This is a genomic window from Kosakonia radicincitans DSM 16656 (assembly GCF_000280495.2).
GTDB lineage: Bacteria > Pseudomonadota > Gammaproteobacteria > Enterobacterales > Enterobacteriaceae > Kosakonia > Kosakonia radicincitans.
The window spans coordinates 551836-569547 of sequence record NZ_CP018016.1; the positions used below are offsets into that span (position 1 = coordinate 551836).

General features: G+C 53.3%; 14 protein-coding genes and 1 tRNA gene. 12 read left to right on the forward strand and 3 right to left on the reverse strand.

Going from position 1 to position 17712, the window contains the following annotated elements:
- Window positions 1-51: 51 nt before the first annotated feature.
- Entirely contained in the window at window positions 52-1398 is a 1347-nt protein-coding gene (gene argG / locus Y71_RS02745; protein ID WP_007369925.1) for an argininosuccinate synthase, read from the reverse strand.
- 376 nt (window positions 1399-1774) lie between these two features.
- Here argG and Y71_RS02750 point away from each other — a divergent pair.
- The 12 genes from Y71_RS02750 (at window position 1775) to mtr (ending at window position 15595) form a co-directional block, all read left to right on the forward strand.
- Window positions 1775-1851, forward strand: a tRNA-Met gene (locus Y71_RS02750).
- 210 nt (window positions 1852-2061) lie between these two features.
- A complete protein-coding gene (gene rimP / locus Y71_RS02755; protein ID WP_017457352.1) occupies window positions 2062-2514 on the forward strand; it encodes a ribosome maturation factor RimP in 453 nt (150 codons plus the stop codon).
- A 28-nt stretch (window positions 2515-2542) separates the two neighbouring features.
- Window positions 2543-4030: a transcription termination factor NusA gene (nusA, locus tag Y71_RS02760; RefSeq protein WP_007369927.1), complete on the forward strand. Its 1488-nt coding sequence runs from the start codon at window positions 2543-2545 to the stop codon at window positions 4028-4030.
- A gap of 24 nt (window positions 4031-4054) precedes the next feature.
- Entirely contained in the window at window positions 4055-6766 is a 2712-nt protein-coding gene (gene infB / locus Y71_RS02765; RefSeq protein WP_007369928.1) for a translation initiation factor IF-2, read from the forward strand.
- Between the two features lie 208 nt (window positions 6767-6974).
- Complete coding sequence (gene rbfA / locus Y71_RS02770) at window positions 6975-7376, forward strand: 30S ribosome-binding factor RbfA (RefSeq protein ID WP_007369929.1); 402 nt, start codon at window positions 6975-6977, stop codon at window positions 7374-7376.
- Entirely contained in the window at window positions 7376-8323 is a 948-nt protein-coding gene (gene truB, locus Y71_RS02775; RefSeq protein WP_007369930.1) for a tRNA pseudouridine(55) synthase TruB, read from the forward strand. The genes rbfA and truB overlap by 1 nt, the downstream gene beginning before the upstream one ends.
- Window positions 8324-8471: 148 nt before the next feature.
- Window positions 8472-8741, forward strand: coding sequence for a 30S ribosomal protein S15 (gene rpsO, locus Y71_RS02780; RefSeq protein ID WP_007369931.1), 270 nt, complete (start codon window positions 8472-8474; stop codon window positions 8739-8741).
- A 244-nt stretch (window positions 8742-8985) separates the two neighbouring features.
- Entirely contained in the window at window positions 8986-11121 is a 2136-nt protein-coding gene (pnp, locus tag Y71_RS02785) for a polyribonucleotide nucleotidyltransferase (protein ID WP_007369932.1), read from the forward strand.
- A 110-nt stretch (window positions 11122-11231) separates the two neighbouring features.
- Window positions 11232-12116, forward strand: coding sequence for a lipoprotein NlpI (nlpI, locus tag Y71_RS02790; protein WP_007369933.1), 885 nt, complete (start codon window positions 11232-11234; stop codon window positions 12114-12116).
- Between the two features lie 106 nt (window positions 12117-12222).
- Window positions 12223-12303: a protein YrbN gene (yrbN, locus tag Y71_RS30960; RefSeq protein ID WP_107147034.1), complete on the forward strand. Its 81-nt coding sequence runs from the start codon at window positions 12223-12225 to the stop codon at window positions 12301-12303.
- On the forward strand, window positions 12296-14212 hold the full coding sequence (locus tag Y71_RS02795; RefSeq protein WP_007369934.1) for a DEAD/DEAH family ATP-dependent RNA helicase: 1917 nt from the start codon (window positions 12296-12298) through the stop codon (window positions 14210-14212). The genes yrbN and Y71_RS02795 overlap by 8 nt, the downstream gene beginning before the upstream one ends.
- 138 nt (window positions 14213-14350) lie before the next feature.
- Window positions 14351-15595 carry a tryptophan permease gene (gene mtr, locus Y71_RS02800; protein ID WP_007369935.1) on the forward strand — a complete coding sequence of 415 codons (1245 nt, stop codon included), beginning with the start codon at window positions 14351-14353 and terminating at the stop codon, window positions 15593-15595.
- Window positions 15596-15681: 86 nt separating this feature from the next.
- On the opposite strand, the gene Y71_RS02805 is transcribed toward mtr, so the two are convergent.
- Together Y71_RS02805 and Y71_RS02810 are read right to left on the reverse strand one after the other, a co-directional pair.
- A complete protein-coding gene (locus Y71_RS02805; RefSeq protein ID WP_007369936.1) occupies window positions 15682-16689 on the reverse strand; it encodes a luciferase-like monooxygenase in 1008 nt (335 codons plus the stop codon).
- A 142-nt stretch (window positions 16690-16831) separates the two neighbouring features.
- Window positions 16832-17710, reverse strand: a complete 879-nt coding sequence (locus Y71_RS02810; RefSeq protein ID WP_007369937.1) for a U32 family peptidase — start codon at window positions 17708-17710, stop codon at window positions 16832-16834.
- Window positions 17711-17712: the final 2 nt, after the last annotated feature.

Genomic DNA, 17712 nt, shown 5'->3' on the forward strand with positions numbered 1-17712 from the left:
GAGAGACAATAAAAAAGACGCCATCAGGCGTCTTTTTTAATCCGTCAGCGATTATTTCTTCTCGCTGTTCTCCTGATTCTCTACCTGCGGCAGACCATTGCCGGAAGTGGTGGAGATCAATCCGGTTTGCACGTAATTGAAGAGTTTCTCGCGGGTATCAGTGATATCCAGGTTGCGCATAGTTAACTGCCCAATACGGTCATCCGGAGAGAACACAGACTCGCCTTTTTCCATCGTCAGGCGTTCTGCTTTGTAAGTCAGATTGTCGGATACGGTATTGAGGATCGAGTAATCATTGCCGCGACGCAGCTCCAGCGTTACCTCACCCGTGATCGCACTGGCCACCCAACGTTGTAAAGAGTCACGCAGCATCAGCGCTTGCGGATCGAACCAACGGCCCTGATACAGCAGACGACCCAATTGACGGCCATGAGCGTGATACTGCTCGATGGTATCTTCATTGTGAATACCGGTTAACAGACGTTCATATGCGATATGCAGTAGAGCCATCCCCGGTGCTTCGTAAATACCACGGCTTTTCGCTTCGATGATACGGTTTTCAATCTGGTCACTCATGCCCAGACCATGACGTCCGCCAATGCGGTTCGCTTCGAGCATCAGTTCAACGTCATCGGCAAAGGTTTTACCATTCAACGCTACCGGATGACCACGTTCAAAACGGACAGTCACTTCTTCGGCCTGAATTTTGACGCTCTCGTCCCAGAATTTAACGCCCATGATTGGGTTGACGATTTTAACGCTGGAGTTAAGGAATTCGAGATCCTTCGCTTCATGCGTCGCGCCCAGCATGTTGGAATCGGTTGAGTACGCTTTTTCTGCTGACATTTTGTAATCAAAACCGGAGGCAGTCATGAATTCAGACATTTCCTGACGACCGCCCAGTTCATCGATAAAATCAGTATCAAGCCATGGCTTGTAGATTTTCAGCTCCGCGTTGGTCAGCAGCCCGTAGCGATAGAAACGCTCAATATCGTTTCCTTTGTAGGTGCTGCCATCACCCCAGATATTCACGCCATCTTCTTTCATTGCTGCAACCAGCATGGTACCGGTAACTGCGCGGCCGAGCGGGGTGGTGTTGAAATAGGTCAAACCGCCCGTGGTATTGTGGAACGCGCCGCACTGAATGGCTGCGATGCCTTCAGCGACCAGTTGCTTGCGGCAGTCGATCAGGCGGGCATTTTCCGCACCATATTCCTTCGCGCGACGGGGAATCGCGTCATAGTCATCCTCATCCGGTTGACCCAGATTTGCGGTGTATGCATATGGAACCGCGCCTTTCTGGCGCATCCACAGCAGCGCTGCACTGGTGTCCAGGCCGCCGGAGAAAGCGATACCAATACGTTGACCTGTAGGAAGATGCTTGAGAATCGTCGTCATAAAAAAATCCCTGCTTGATAGACAGATGGTGAGAGACTTAACAGCCACGCCATACTATTTGCCACTCATTTTGAAAATCTCAGTGAATGGTTATGCAAAATAAATGAGTTTTCATTTAATCATTTTTTGGCGATGACCGGAAGAGAAGAGTGCAATTTTCATCGGAATTATTGGTATAAGACATCTTTTATACAGGCATAATTTGCCGCAATAAAATGCATAGTCGGAAGTGTACAGGATGCACATAACATACGGTTGACAGATAGTTATATTTATCAATATAATGTAGGCCGATTTTACGTCCCGTCTTCGGTACCAAATCCCAGCATTATTTGCAAATTCGCGCTCAACCGGGTAGAATTTGCCACGTTTCAGGCGCGGGGTGGAGCAGCCTGGTAGCTCGTCGGGCTCATAACCCGAAGGTCGTCGGTTCAAATCCGGCCCCCGCAACCACTTTCCCTAAGTGTTTTTTTTTTCAAATATACTATGAAGACTTAACGCCTTCGTAGCTGGATTTGAGAAAAATACTCACGGAAGGTTCTCCAGGCCGCAGTTGCGGCTATAGGGTTCAGTTATTTAAAGCCCCGATTTATCGGGGTTTTTTGTTATCTGAGTACGAAATAACTGGGCTATACGCCCTTTTTTTATGTCTTGGGGGTGGACTTGTCCACATTAGAGCAAAAATTAACAGAGATGATTACGGCGCCGGTTGAAGCACTGGGCTATGAACTGGTCGGTATCGAATTTGTGCGTGGTCGCACATCTACGCTGCGCATCTATATTGATAGTGAAGATGGCATCAATGTTGATGATTGCGCTGATGTCAGCCACCAGGTCAGTGCGGTACTGGATGTTGAAGATCCGATTACCGTTGCTTACAACCTGGAAGTTTCCTCACCAGGTCTTGAGCGTCCTTTGTTTACGGCTGAGCACTATGCGCGCTTTAAGGGCGACGAAGTCTCGCTGGTGCTACGTATGGCGGTACAGAACCGCCGTAAATGGCAGGGCATCATTAAAGATGTCGATGGCGAGATGATCACCGTTACGGTCGAAGGTAAAGATGAAGTGTTCGCATTGAGTAATATTCAGAAAGCGAACCTGGTCCCCCACTTTTAACAGTCTGGATTGAGGTGAAAGGCCCCCGATGAACAAAGAAATTTTGGCTGTTGTTGAAGCTGTTTCTAACGAAAAGTCGCTTCCGCGTGAAAAAATCTTTGAAGCGCTGGAAAGTGCTTTAGCTACAGCAACCAAGAAAAAATATGAACAAGAAATCGATGTACGCGTAAGCATCGATCGTAAAAGTGGTGATTTCGATACTTTCCGTCGCTGGATGGTTGTTGAAGAGGTAACTCAACCGACGCGTGAAATCACGCTTGAAGCGGCACGCTACGAAGACGAAAGTCTGAATGTCGGCGACTACGTCGAAGATCAGATTGAATCCGTGACCTTTGACCGTATCACCACGCAAACTGCGAAGCAGGTTATCGTACAGAAAGTGCGTGAAGCTGAGCGCGCTATGGTGGTCGATCAGTTCCGTGAACACGAAGGCGAAATCATCACTGGCGTGGTGAAGAAAGTTAACCGCGATAACATCACTCTTGACCTCGGTAACAACGCTGAAGCCGTGATCCTGCGTGAGGATATGCTGCCGCGTGAAAACTTCCGTCCGGGCGACCGAATCCGTGGCGTACTGTATGCAGTGCGTCCTGAAGCGCGCGGCGCTCAACTGTTCGTCACGCGTTCCAAACCGGAAATGCTGATCGAATTGTTCCGCATCGAAGTGCCGGAAATCGGCGAAGAAGTGATTGAGATTAAAGCTGCAGCCCGCGATCCGGGTTCACGCGCCAAAATCGCTGTGAAGACCAACGATAAGCGTATCGATCCGGTCGGCGCTTGCGTTGGTATGCGTGGCGCGCGCGTTCAGGCGGTTTCAACCGAGCTGGGCGGCGAGCGTATCGATATCGTGCTGTGGGATGACAATCCGGCTCAGTTCGTGATCAACGCAATGGCGCCGGCAGATGTTGCTTCTATCGTTGTGGATGAAGACAAGCACACCATGGATATCGCCGTTGAGGCGGGTAACCTGGCGCAAGCTATCGGCCGTAATGGTCAGAACGTGCGTCTTGCGTCTCAGCTGAGCGGCTGGGAACTCAACGTTATGACCGTTGAAGATCTGCAGTCCAAGCATCAGGCTGAAGCGCATGCGGCAATTGATACCTTCACCCGTTACCTGGATATTGACGAAGATTTCGCTACCGTCCTGGTCGAAGAAGGTTTCTCTACGCTGGAAGAACTGGCCTATGTGCCAATTAAAGAGCTGCTGGAAATCGACGGTCTGGATGAAGACACCGTTGAAGCCCTGCGCGACCGTGCGAAAAATGCCCTGACTACTCTGGCATTGGCGCAGGAAGAGAGTCTCGGCAATAAAGAGCCGGCTGAAGACCTGCTGAATCTGGAAGGTCTGGATCGTGCATTGGCTTTCAAACTGGCTGCTCGTGGTGTTTGTACGCTTGAAGACCTCGCCGAGCAAGGCGTGGATGACCTGAGTGATATCGAAGGGTTAACCGACGAGAAAGCAGGTGAGCTCATCATGGCCGCACGTAATATTTGCTGGTTTGGTGACGAAGCGTAATAAACTGTAGCAGGAAGGAACAGCATGACAGATGTAACCGTAAAAACGCTGGCCGCTGAGATTCAGACCTCTGTGGACCGCCTGGTACAGCAATTTGCTGATGCAGGGATCCGCAAGTCCGCTGAAGACTCAGTGACGGCACAAGAAAAGCAGACGCTCCTGGCGCACCTGAACCGTGAACATGGTTCGTCGCCTGATAAGCTGACGCTGCAGCGCAAAACGCGCAGCACATTAAGTATCCAGGGCACCGGTGGTAAAAGTAAATCGGTGCAGATCGAAGTCCGTAAAAAACGCACCTTTGTAAAACGCGATCCACAAGAGGCTGAACGTCTCGCTGCGGAAGAAGAGGCGATGCGTGAAGCGGAAGAGAAGGCCCGTCGTGAAGCAGAGGAAGCCGCTGAGCGCGAAGCCGAGGAAAAAGCGAAGCGTGAGGCCGAAAGTCGCCTGAAACGTGAAGCTGAAGAAAAAGCTAAACGCGAACATGCTGAAAATGCAAAACGCGAGGCTGCGGAAAATAGCAAAGTGAGCAACCAACAATCTGACGAAATGACCAGGGCAGCCCAGACGGAGAAAGCCCGTCGCGAAGCTGAAGCGCAAGAACTCAAGCGCAAAGCGGAAGAAGAGGCTCGCCGCAAACTGGAAGAAAATGCGCGCCGCGTAGCGGAAGAAGCTCGTCGTATGGCGGAACAAAATGAAAATGGCTGGGTAGCCAGCAGCGATGAAGAAGAGACTGTCGGTGATTATCACGTGACCACCTCTCAGCACGCTCGTCAGGCGGAAGATGATAGCGATCGCGAAGTTGAAGGCGGTCGTGGTCGTGGTCGTACCGCTAAAGCTCCGCGTCCGAAAAAAGGTAACAAGCACGCTGAAAGCAAAGCCGACCGTGAAGAAGCGCGTGCAGCCGTACGCGGCGGTAAAGGCAACAGACAGCGTAAAGGTTCCACTCTGCAGCAGGGCTTCCAGAAGCCGGCGCAGGCGGTTAACCGTGACGTGGTAATCGGTGAAACCCTCACCGTTGGCGAACTGGCGAACAAGATGGCCGTTAAAGGCTCTCAGGTCATCAAAGCTATGATGAAACTGGGTGCGATGGCCACCATCAACCAGGTTATCGATCAGGAAACCGCGCAGCTCGTTGCTGAAGAAATGGGCCACAAAGTTATCCTGCGTCGTGAAAACGAGCTGGAAGAAGCGGTAATGAGCGACCGTGATACTGGTGCAGCGGCCGAACCGCGCGCGCCGGTCGTGACCATCATGGGTCACGTTGACCATGGTAAAACCTCTCTGCTGGACTACATTCGTTCGACGAAAGTAGCCTCCGGCGAAGCGGGCGGCATTACTCAGCACATTGGTGCATACCACGTCGAAACCGACAACGGCATGATCACCTTCCTGGATACCCCAGGCCACGCCGCGTTTACCGCAATGCGTGCCCGTGGTGCTCAGGCAACGGATATCGTTGTTCTGGTTGTTGCTGCCGATGACGGCGTCATGCCGCAAACCATCGAAGCTATCCAGCATGCGAAAGCAGCGCAGGTGCCGGTGGTGGTTGCAGTGAACAAGATTGATAAACCTGAAGCCGATCCAGATCGCGTTAAAAACGAACTGGCTCAGTACGGCATCATCCCGGAAGAGTGGGGCGGCGAAAGCCAGTTCGTACACGTTTCCGCGAAAGCTGGTACAGGTATCGACGACCTGCTGGATGCAATCCTGCTGCAGGCCGAAGTCCTGGAGCTGAAAGCTGTCCGTAAAGGTATGGCGAGCGGTGTAGTTATCGAATCCTTCCTGGATAAAGGTCGTGGTCCGGTGGCTTCCGTTCTGGTTCGCGAAGGTACACTGCATAAAGGCGATATCGTTCTGTGCGGCTTCGAATACGGTCGTGTGCGTGCGATGCGTGACGAGCTGGGCCGTGAAGTCACTGAAGCGGGTCCGTCTATTCCGGTGGAAATCCTCGGTCTTTCCGGCGTTCCGGCTGCGGGTGATGAAGCAACCGTTGTGCGTGACGAGAAGAAAGCGCGTGAAGTTGCGCTGTATCGTCAGGGCAAATTCCGTGAAGTTAAACTGGCGCGTCAGCAGAAATCCAAACTGGAAAACATGTTTGCCAACATGACTGAAGGCGAAGTTCATGAAGTGAACATCGTACTGAAGGCTGACGTTCAGGGCTCTGTGGAAGCGATCTCCGATTCTCTGCTGAAACTCTCTACTGAAGAAGTGAAAGTGAAGATCGTGGGTTCCGGCGTAGGTGGTATCACCGAAACCGACGCGACTCTGGCTGCTGCGTCCAACGCTATTCTGGTTGGCTTTAACGTTCGTGCTGATGCTTCTGCGCGTCGTGTGATCGAAGCTGAAGGCCTGGATCTGCGTTACTACTCGGTCATCTATAACCTGATCGACGAAGTGAAAGCAGCGATGAGCGGTATGCTCTCTCCAGAACTGAAACAGCAGATCATCGGTCTGGCGGAAGTTCGTGATGTGTTCAAATCACCGAAATTCGGCGCGATCGCAGGCTGTATGGTTACTGAAGGCGTGGTTAAACGTCACAACCCGATCCGCGTCCTGCGCGACAACGTGGTTATCTATGAAGGCGAACTGGAATCCCTGCGTCGCTTCAAAGATGACGTGAACGAAGTCCGTAACGGCATGGAATGTGGTATTGGCGTGAAGAACTACAACGATGTGCGCACTGGCGATATGATCGAAGTGTTCGAGATTATCGAAATTCAGCGCACAATCGAGTAATCCGCATCGCCTTTCGGGCTGCTGCGTTGGCGGCATGTTTTGTACCCCCAGTTAGAGAGGTATCTGTGCTCCTGGGGGGCACGAAGTTGCCGCACTGCTGTAACCCGCAATTCATCGTGGATACAAATATTGTAGGCCGGGTAAGCGAAGCGCCACCCGGCAGTATATCAAAAGGGGCTACGGCCCCTTTTTAGTCTGGAGAATTATTATGGCGAAAGAATTCGGTCGCCCGCAGCGCGTAGCCCAGGAACTGCAAAAAGAAATTGCGATTATCCTGCAGCGTGAAATCAAAGATCCGCGACTGGGGATGATGACCACCGTATCCGGTGTTGAAGTTTCCCGCGATCTGGCTTATGCCAAAGTGTTTGTTACCTTCCTTAACGACAAAGATGAAGCTTTTGTTAAAGCGGGCATCAAAGCGCTACAGGACGCTTCCGGTTTTATTCGTACCCTGCTGGGTAAAGCGATGCGTCTGCGTATCGTGCCGGAATTGACCTTCTTCTACGACAATTCGCTGGTGGAAGGAATGCGTATGTCCAACCTGGTGACCAGCGTGGTGAAGCACGATGACGAACGTCGTGTGAATCCGGACGACAGCAAGGAGGACTGATGAGTCGTCCTCGTCGTCGTGGTCGCGACGTGCATGGCGTGCTGCTGCTTGATAAACAGCAGGGCGCGTCGAGCAATGATGTGCTGCAAAAGGTCAAACGCCTCTACAATGCTAACCGTGCCGGGCATACCGGGGCGCTGGATCCGCTGGCGACCGGTATGTTGCCGATTTGTCTGGGCGAAGCGACAAAGTTTTCCCAGTATCTGCTGGATTCTGATAAACGCTATCGGGTCATTGCGCGGCTGGGCCAGCGAACTGATACTTCTGATGCGGACGGGCAAATTGTCGAAGAGCGTCCGGTAATCTTTACCGACGAGCAATTGGCTGCGGCGCTGGAGAGTTTCCGTGGTGATACGCAGCAAGTGCCGTCAATGTATTCCGCGCTGAAATATCAGGGAAAGAAACTCTACGAGTATGCACGGCAGGGTATTGAAGTGCCGCGTGAAGCCCGGCCTATAACCGTTTATGAGCTGCTATTTATTCGTCATGAAGGTAATGAGCTGGAGCTGGAAATCCACTGCTCTAAAGGGACTTACATCCGCACCATTATTGACGATCTGGGTGAGAAGCTGGGTTGTGGCGCGCATGTTATCTATCTGCGTCGTCTGGCGGTGAGCAAATACCCGGTTGAGCGGATGGTCACCCTGGAGCACCTGCACGAGCTGGTTGCCCAGGCTGAGCAGCAGAATATTCCGGCGGCGCAGCTACTGGATCCGCTGTTGATGCCGATGGACAGCCCGGCATCCGATTTTCCTGTCGTCAATATTCCTTCTGTCGTGGCCGCGTATTTCAAAAACGGTCAGCCGGTACGTGCATCAGCCGCGCCCAAAGAGGGCCTGGTACGCGTGACGGAAGGTGATGAAGGTAAATTTATCGGTATGGGTGAGATGGATGATGATGGCCGTGTGGCGCCGCGTCGTCTGGTTGTAGAGTATCCTGCTGTATAACGGGCTTACCTTGCGAGAACCTGTCACTACGAGTAGAATATTGCCGCTTAACGTTGGGCCATGTATTTAACATTGCCCGGCGCTAAACCCTGGAGCGCTGAATTAGAGATCGGCGCCCTTTCATTTATAAATACTTTGGAGTTTTAAAATGTCTCTAAGTACTGAAGCTACAGCTAAAATCGTTTCTGAGTTTGGTCGTGATGCAAACGACACCGGTTCTACCGATGTCCAGGTTGCTCTGCTGACTGCACAGATCAACCACCTGCAGGGTCACTTTGCAGAGCACAAAAAAGATCACCACAGCCGTCGTGGTCTGCTGCGCATGGTTTCTCAGCGTCGTAAACTGCTCGACTACCTGAAACGCAAAGATGTTGCACGCTACACCTCGCTGATCGAGCGTTTGGGTCTGCGTCGCTAAGTCTGGCGAGTTTCAAGAAGGGGCCTTTATGGCCCCTTTTTTCAACCAGGCGGCAGCAATTGGCAGTAAACTAATGTATTGTTGCCATGTATGTCTTCACTGCAGAGGTTCGCGCGGCTAATGAGAGGCTTTATCCGCAATGGGGCGGGTTAGGGTTGTCATTAGTCGCGAGGATGCATGAAGATTCGGTTTAATTGTCAGCACGCCTTTGGTGTGCTGACATTCATTAAGAAAGGACAGAATTTTGCTGAATCCGATCGTTCGTAAATTCCAGTACGGTCAACATACCGTTACGCTGGAAACCGGCATGATGGCGCGTCAGGCCACCGCTGCCGTAATGGTAAGCATGGATGACACCGCGGTATTTGTGACCGTTGTTGGCCAGAAAAAAGCGAAACCAGGTCAGGACTTTTTCCCGTTGACCGTTAACTATCAGGAGCGTACCTACGCTGCTGGTAAAATCCCCGGTGGTTTCTTCCGTCGTGAAGGCCGTCCGAGCGAAGGTGAAACCCTGATTGCGCGTCTGATTGACCGCCCGGTTCGCCCGCTGTTCCCGGAAGGCTTCGTTAATGAAGTTCAGGTTATTGCCACCGTCGTTTCCGTTAACCCGCAGGTTAACCCGGATATCGTCGCGATGATCGGTGCCTCCGCAGCCCTGTCTCTGTCCGGTATCCCGTTCAATGGTCCGATCGGCGCTGCTCGCGTGGGCTATATCAACGACCAGTACGTGCTGAACCCGACCCAGGAAGAGCTGAAAGCGAGCAAGCTGGACCTGGTTGTTGCCGGTACTGAAGCGGCTGTTCTGATGGTGGAATCCGAAGCAGAACTGCTGAGCGAAGATCAAATGCTGGGCGCTGTGGTATTTGGCCACGAGCAGCAGCAAGTTGTTATCCAGAACATCAACGATCTGGTGAAAGAAGCCGGTAAACCGCGTTGGGACTGGCAGCCGGAAGCGGTAAACGAAGCGCTGAACGCGCGCGTTGCTGCTTTGGCAGAATCTCGTCTGAGCGATGCCTACCGCATCACCGACAAACAGGAACGTTACGCTCAGGTTGATGTGATCAAATCTGAAACTATCGCGACTCTGACAGCCGAAGACGAAACGCTGGACGCTAACGAGCTGGGCGAAATCCTGCACGCTATCGAGAAAAATGTCGTCCGTAGCCGCGTACTGGCTGGCGAACCGCGCATCGATGGCCGCGAAAAAGATATGATCCGTGGTCTGGACGTTCGTACCGGTGTTCTGCCGCGTACTCACGGTTCTGCACTGTTCACCCGTGGTGAAACTCAGGCGCTGGTAACGGCAACGCTGGGCACTGCGCGTGATGCTCAGATCATCGACGAGCTGATGGGCGAGCGCACTGACTCTTTCCTGTTCCACTATAACTTCCCTCCGTACTCCGTAGGGGAAACCGGGATGGTTGGTTCGCCGAAGCGTCGTGAAATCGGTCACGGTCGTCTGGCAAAACGCGGCGTGCTGGCAGTAATGCCGGATGCGGAAAAATTCCCGTACACCGTTCGTGTGGTTTCTGAAATCACCGAATCCAACGGTTCTTCTTCCATGGCTTCCGTGTGTGGCGCTTCTCTGGCGCTGATGGATGCGGGCGTGCCGGTGAAAGCAGCCGTTGCAGGTATCGCAATGGGTCTGGTGAAAGAAGGCGACAACTTTGTTGTTCTGTCTGACATCCTTGGCGATGAAGATCACCTGGGCGATATGGACTTCAAAGTAGCGGGTTCCCGCGACGGTATCTCTGCACTGCAGATGGATATCAAAATTGAAGGTATCACCAAAGAGATCATGCAGGTCGCGCTGAACCAGGCTAAAGGTGCACGTCTGCATATCCTGAGCGTGATGGAGCAGGCGATTAACGCGCCGCGTGGCGATATCTCTGAGTTCGCACCGCGTATCCACACCATTAAGATCAACCCGGACAAAATCAAAGACGTTATCGGTAAAGGCGGTTCTGTTATCCGTGCATTGACCGAAGAAACGGGCACCACTATTGAAATCGAAGACGACGGTACCGTGAAAATCGCGGCCACCGACGGTGAAAAAGCGAAATTCGCTATTCGCCGTATCGAAGAAATCACCGCTGAGATCGAAGTGGGCCGTATCTACAATGGTAAAGTGACCCGTATCGTTGACTTTGGTGCGTTTGTTGCCATCGGCGGCGGTAAAGAAGGTCTGGTACACATCTCTCAGATCGCTGATAAGCGCGTTGAGAAAGTGACCGATTATCTGCAGATGGGCCAGGAAGTTCCGGTGAAAGTTCTGGAGGTTGATCGCCAGGGCCGTATTCGTCTGAGTATCAAAGAAGCGACTGAACAAACTCAGCCTGCTGAAGCGTTAGAAGCGCCGCAAGCAGAGCAGGGCGAGTAAGGTTGCCTTTGCCCTCCGCCATCAGGCGGAGGGCTTATTTGCAGGCAGGACGCCATGTTTGCAGCCGGGGGACAGGACGTTCATCCAATTGTTGTCTTCGGGAGTGGGAAATGAAGCCTTTTTTGCGCTGGTGTTTCGTTGCGACAGCTTTAACGCTGGCAGGATGCAGCAACTCTGCCTGGCGTAAGAGCGAAGTCCTCGCGGTGCCATTGCAACCGACTTTGCAGCAAGAAGTGATTCTGGCACGCATGGAACAAATTCTTGCCAGTCGGGCTTTAACCGATGACGAACGCGCACAGCTTTTATATGAGCGCGGAGTGTTGTATGATAGTCTCGGTCTGAGGGCCTTAGCGCGGAATGATTTCTCACAAGCGCTGGCAATTCGACCGGATATGCCCGAAGTATTCAACTACTTAGGCATTTATTTAACGCAGGCAGGCAATTTTGATGCTGCCTATGAAGCGTTTGATTCTGTACTTGAGCTTGATCCAACTTACAACTACGCGCACTTAAATCGCGGGATCGCATTGTATTACGGCGGTCGCGATAAGTTAGCGCAAGATGATCTGCTGGCGTTTTATCAAGACGATCCTAATGATCCTTTCCGTAGCCTGTGGCTTTACATCGTTGAGCGAAAGCTTGATGAGAAGCAGGCAAAAGAAGCACTGAAACAGCGCTTCGAAAAATCGGATAAGGAACAATGGGGATGGAATATTGTCGAGTTCTACCTCGGTGACATTAGCGAAGCAACGCTGATGGATCGCCTGAAGGCAGACGCAACGGATAACACCTCGCTCGCTGAGCATCTCAGTGAAACCAACTTCTATTTAGGTAAGTATTACCTAAGTCTGGGGGATAAGGACAGCGCCATGGCACTGTTCAAACTAACGGTTGCCAACAACGTCCATAATTTTGTTGAGCACCGTTACGCATTGTTGGAATTAGCGCTCTTGGGCCAGGAGCACGATGACCTGGCAGAATCGGACCAGCAATAGCTGACGAACATATCAGCCCGTAATCTCTTTTGATTGCCATCATCTTCGCGGGTGAGGGCTTCATTGTTCGTTAATTAACCTACTTTGAGCCGGTTCACACTTTTCAATGAAAATTGCTAATCATTTTCACGATGAGTTATGTAGACTGGCCGCCAATGACATAGAGGCACTTGTACTACATGGCTGAATTCGAAACCACTTTTGCAGATCTGGGGCTGAAGGCTCCTATCCTTGAAGCCCTGAACGATCTCGGTTACGAAAAACCATCTCCGATCCAGGCTGAGTGCATTCCGCACCTGCTATCTGGTCGTGACGTACTGGGCATGGCCCAGACTGGTAGCGGTAAAACCGCAGCGTTTTCTCTTCCGCTGCTCCATAACATCGATCCGGACCTGCGTGCGCCGCAGATCCTTGTGCTTGCTCCGACCCGCGAACTGGCGGTTCAGGTAGCTGAAGCAATGACCGATTTTTCTAAACATATGCATGGCGTAAACGTGGTTGCTCTGTACGGCGGCCAACGTTATGACGTGCAATTACGTGCCCTGCGCCAGGGGCCGCAGATCGTCGTCGGTACGCCGGGGCGTCTGCTGGATCACCTGAAACGCGGTACGCTGGATCTCTCTAAACTGAGCGGTCTGGTTCTGGATGAAGCCGACGAAATGCTGCGCATGGGCTTTATCGAAGACGTTGAAACGATTATGGCGCAGATCCCGGAAGGTCATCAGACCGCGCTGTTCTCTGCAACCATGCCGGAAGCGATCCGTCGCATTACCCGCCGCTTTATGAAAGAGCCGCAGGAAGTGCGCATTCAGTCCAGCGTAACCACTCGCCCGGACATCAGCCAGAGCTACTGGACGGTGTACGGCATGCGCAAAAACGAAGCGCTGGTTCGTTTCCTCGAATCGGAAGATTTTGATGCGGCGATCATCTTCGTTCGTACCAAAAACGCGACGCTGGAAGTGGCTGAAGCCCTGGAGCGCAGCGGCTATAACAGCGCTGCGCTGAACGGCGACATGAACCAGGCGCTGCGTGAGCAGACCCTGGAACGCCTGAAAGATGGTCGTCTTGATATCCTGATCGCAACAGACGTTGCGGCGCGTGGTCTGGACGTAGAGCGTATCAGCCTGGTCGTTAACTACGACATTCCGATGGATTCTGAATCCTACGTTCACCGTATCGGCCGTACCGGTCGTGCGGGTCGCGCTGGCCGCGCACTGCTGTTCGTTGAGAACCGCGAGCGCCGTCTGCTGCGCAACATTGAACGCACCATGAAGCTGACCATTCCGGAAGTTGAACTGCCGAACGCAGAACTGCTTGGCAAACGCCGTCTGGAAAAATTCGCCGCGAAAGTACAGCAGCAGCTGGAAAGCAGCGATCTGGATCAATACCGCGCGCTGCTGGCAAAAATCCAGCCTTCTTCTGAAGAAGAGATGGACATTGAAACGCTGGCCGCTGCGCTGCTGAAAATGGCACAGGGCGAACGTCCGCTGATTCTGCCGCCGGATGCGCCGATGCGTCCTAAGCGTGAATTCCGCGAGCGTGATGACCGTTTCGAACGCCGTGGCGATCGCAATGACCGCAGCCCGCGTGGCGAGCGTTCCGAGCGCGGTGGTGAAGATCGCCCGCGTCGTGAACGTCGTGACGTTGGTGAAATGGAACTGTACCGCATTGAAGTGGGCCGTGATGACGGTGTTGAAGTTCGTCATATCGTCGGCGCGATTGCTAATGAAGGCGATATCAGCAGCCGTTATATTGGTAACATCAAGCTGTTTGGTTCCCACTCCACCATTGAGCTGCCGAAAGGTATGCCGGGTGAAGTTCTGCAGCACTTCACGCGTACGCGTATTCTCAACAAACCGATGAATATGCAGTTGCTGGGCGATGCACAGCCGCGCGAGCGTAACGAACGTCGCGGTGGCGGTGCCGGTGCCGGTGAGCGCCGTGGTGGCTTCGGTGGCGAACGTCGTGAAGGCGGTCGTGGCGAAGGCCGTCGTTTCAGCGGTGAGCGTCAGGAAGGCCGTAGTTTTGCTGGCGAACGTCGTGCGCCGCGCCGCGATCGTGACGAAAGCTCCAGCCGTCGTCGCAACGACGCATAATTTTCCTTACGATCTGTAAAGAAAAAGATACAGCCCCGGTCAAAACGATCGGGGCTTTTTTTATCTGAAATGTACTCTTGTACTGGTACAATGCGGCGGCCTGAATCCAGGCTTTGAATCCACAGGAGAATATTTCAGATGTCGACACTGACAACCACACAGGCTTCCCCTTCGCTGTTCGGCGGGGTGGTAATTATCGGCGGCACCATCATTGGCGCAGGCATGTTCTCATTGCCCGTAGTGATGTCCGGCGCGTGGTTCTTTTGGTCACTGCTGGCACTGTTGTTTACCTGGTTCTGTATGCTGCACTCGGGTTTAATGATCCTTGAGGCCAACCTTAACTATCACAGCGGGGCAAGTTTCGACACCATCACCAAAGATCTGCTGGGAAAAAGCTGGAATCTGGTGAATGGCGTCTCGATTGCCTTCGTGCTCTATATTCTGACTTACGCTTACATTTCAGCGAGCGGCTCCATTCTGCATCACACCTTTGCCGAAATGTCGCTGGACGTGTCGCCGCGTCTGGCGGGATTGTGTTTTGCGTTGGGTGTTGCTTTTATCGTTTGGCTCTCCACGCACGCAGTCAGCCGCATGACGGCGATTGTGCTGGGGGCGAAAGTGATCACTTTTTTCCTCACCTTTGGCAGCCTGCTCGGGCACGTGCAGCCCGCGACGTTATTTAATGTGGCGCAAAGCGACGCATCCTATACGCCCTATTTGCTGATGACGCTGCCGTTTTGTCTTGCCTCATTTGGCTATCACGGCAACGTTCCAAGCCTGATGAAATACTACGGCAAAGATCCGCGCACCATCACCCGTTGCCTGGTCTACGGCACGTTACTGGCGCTGGGGCTGTATGTTGTCTGGCTGCTGGTGACGATGGGCAATATCCCGCGTCCGGCATTTATTGAGATTGCAGCGAAGGGCGGCAACATTGATGTACTGGTGCAGGCGCTCAGCGGTGTGTTGAACAGCCGTAGCCTGGATCTGCTGTTAGTGATTTTCTCAAACTTTGCGGTTGCCAGCTCATTCCTGGGTGTGACTTTGGGGCTGTTCGATTATCTGGCGGATCTGTTTGGGTTTGATGATTCACCGGCTGGACGTTTCAAAACGGCTTTGCTGACGTTCGTACCGCCGATTGTCGGTGGTTTACTGTGGCCGAATGGTTTTCTGTATGCCATTGGCTATGCGGGGCTGGCGGCGACGATTTGGGCGGCAATTGTTCCTGCGCTGCTGGCGAATGCGTCACGTAAACGCTTTGGCAGCCCGGCATTTCGCGTCTGGGGCGGCAAGCCAATGATTATCCTGATTCTGCTGTTTGGCGTCGGTAACGCCGCAGTACACCTGCTTTCCAGCTTTAATCTGCTGCCGGTTTATCAGTAATTTCAGTCCGGGTGGCGTTGCGCTTACCCGGCCTGCAAATCCACCGTGCCGGATAAGGCGCACGCCGTCATCCGGCACGACAAAAACTACCCGAGCAGTGCTTCTTTCACCTGCATCGCCAGTTCAAACGAATAGAGCCGCGCCTGGTGATCGAAAATTTGCCCGTTAACCATAATCTCGTCCGCGTCGGTTTCCCGCAGGATCGACTCCAGCCCGTGGCGCACCTTCGCTTTATCCCCGACCAGCGACATGCTCAGCGCTTGCTGTACACCGTACTGCTCCGACGGTGACCAGAACTGATCCATATTGGCGATCGGCGGTGGCAACTGCGCTGTTTCACCCCGACGCAGTTTCACAAACGCCTGCTGCATGGAAGTAAAGAGGAATTCCGCATCGCGGTTGCTGTCGGCGACAACAATGTTGATGCACACCATCGCATAAGGTTTCTCCAGCCGCGCGGAAGGTTTGAAATTCGTGCGATAGAGATGCAGCGCCTGGAACAACATATCCGGCGCAAAATGCGAGGCAAAAGCAAACGGCAGGCCGAGTTGTGCGGCCAGTTGCGCACTGTACAGGCTGGAACCCAGCAACCAGACCGGGATCTGCTCGCCGTAACCCGGCACAGGGCGGACATGCGGGTTCGGATCGCGGGCGTCAAACCAGTCCACCAGTTCGGCTACATCGCGCGGGAAGTTATCGATATCGCCGCTCATATGGCGACGTAACGCCATCATGGTGCGCTGATCGCTACCCGGCGCGCGGCCGAGACCCAGATCAATGCGTCCCGGATAGAGCGTATTCAGCGTGCCAAACTGCTCGGCAATCACCAGCGGCGAATGGTTCGGCAGCATCACGCCGCCGGAACCCAGGTGCAGGGTTTGCGTATTGGCGGCAAGGTAGCCAATCAGCACCGACGTCGCGGCGCTGGCGATGCCAGTCATATTGTGGTGTTCGGCCAGCCAGTAACGGTGATAGCCACGCTTCTCAGCCAATTTCGCCAGATCCAGCGAATGGGTAAACGCCTCGCGGGCAGAGGAGCCTTGTGGGATCGGCGCGAGATCCAGCACCGAAAAGGGAATTGTTTTCTCAGACATAGAAACTCACTTTGCTACAGCATCGTCATCAGATTGAAGGTCTTCTTCCAGCCTGGCCCAGAGTGGCGGGACAGGCCAGAAAAGCTGCAACTTTTATAGTGCATTAACCTTTGCTGAAAAGCTGTTAACAAAGTGAGCTTTATTAAAGTTCTAACTGCAAGCCGGGCAGCCTGCGCCAGTAGCCATTACAGTCGCTGTGAGCGGCGAGCGGCAGCGGCGCGTTGCCCGTTTCATTCGCTTTAAACGCGTCGAGCATGGCGAACGTTTCCGGTCCCATCGGCGACAGACGCACGATATCGACAACATCTTTCATCGAAACCAGTTCATTGCCGAGGTTATAGACATAGCCGCTCATCGTCTGGATGCCATTGAGAACAAATACTTGCTGGTTCTCCTGCGACACCATGCCGCGCCCGTTCGGGTATTTAATGCAGCAGGTTTCGCACTCATCTTTTGGTCTGTCTTCCGAGCGAGCGGTAAAGCAGCGGGCGGAATACGCCAGCGGCAGGTGGCCGTAGCTCAACACTTCTACCTCAAACTGCCGACGAATGCCCAGCGTTTCACACTGTTCGAGCAGATTGACCAGCCAGTCCCGGGAAAGCTCGACCGGCATACACCAGCGCACCATGCCTTGCTTGAGCAGCAGACGCAGCGTCACGGCGTTATAGCAGTTAAGGGCATGCCCGGCGACGAACGGCAGTTTACGGTCGGCGCACATGTTCACTACGCCCAGATCGCTGGCTTCCAGCAGAAATTCGCCGTTATCAACATAGCGCTTCAGTTCATTTAATTCTGAAGAGGCTTGCACCAGCGCCAGCGTGGAGAGCACCACCTGTTTGCCGCTACTGGCGAGCGCTTTTGCCATATCCAGCCAGTCGCCCACTTTGGTCGCGCGACGCTTGCTGCACACCGCCTCGCCAAGATAAATCACATCAGCGCTGCTGGTAGCCGCCTGGCGGTAAAAATCTTCCAGCGTCTCTTTTGGCCAGTAATAAAGGACCGGCCCTAATGAATATTTCATTG

Bases quoted from the DNA above. Each gene is read 5' to 3' on its own strand.
- argG (WP_007369925.1), bottom strand. From the start codon at position 1,398: ATGACGACGATTCTCAAGCATCTTCCTACAGGTCAACGTATTGGTATC.
- nusA (WP_007369927.1), top strand. From the start codon at position 2,543: ATGAACAAAGAAATTTTGGCTGTTGTTGAAGCTGTTTCTAACGAAAAG.
- infB (WP_007369928.1), top strand. From the start codon at position 4,055: ATGACAGATGTAACCGTAAAAACGCTGGCCGCTGAGATTCAGACCTCT.
- rbfA (WP_007369929.1), top strand. From the start codon at position 6,975: ATGGCGAAAGAATTCGGTCGCCCGCAGCGCGTAGCCCAGGAACTGCAA.
- truB (WP_007369930.1), top strand. From the start codon at position 7,376: ATGAGTCGTCCTCGTCGTCGTGGTCGCGACGTGCATGGCGTGCTGCTG.
- rpsO (WP_007369931.1), top strand. From the start codon at position 8,472: ATGTCTCTAAGTACTGAAGCTACAGCTAAAATCGTTTCTGAGTTTGGT.
- nlpI (WP_007369933.1), top strand. From the start codon at position 11,232: ATGAAGCCTTTTTTGCGCTGGTGTTTCGTTGCGACAGCTTTAACGCTG.
- yrbN (WP_107147034.1), top strand. From the start codon at position 12,223: ATGAAAATTGCTAATCATTTTCACGATGAGTTATGTAGACTGGCCGCC.
- Y71_RS02795 (WP_007369934.1), top strand. From the start codon at position 12,296: ATGGCTGAATTCGAAACCACTTTTGCAGATCTGGGGCTGAAGGCTCCT.
- mtr (WP_007369935.1), top strand. From the start codon at position 14,351: ATGTCGACACTGACAACCACACAGGCTTCCCCTTCGCTGTTCGGCGGG.
- Y71_RS02805 (WP_007369936.1), bottom strand. From the start codon at position 16,689: ATGTCTGAGAAAACAATTCCCTTTTCGGTGCTGGATCTCGCGCCGATC.
- Y71_RS02810 (WP_007369937.1), bottom strand. From the start codon at position 17,710: ATGAAATATTCATTAGGGCCGGTCCTTTATTACTGGCCAAAAGAGACG.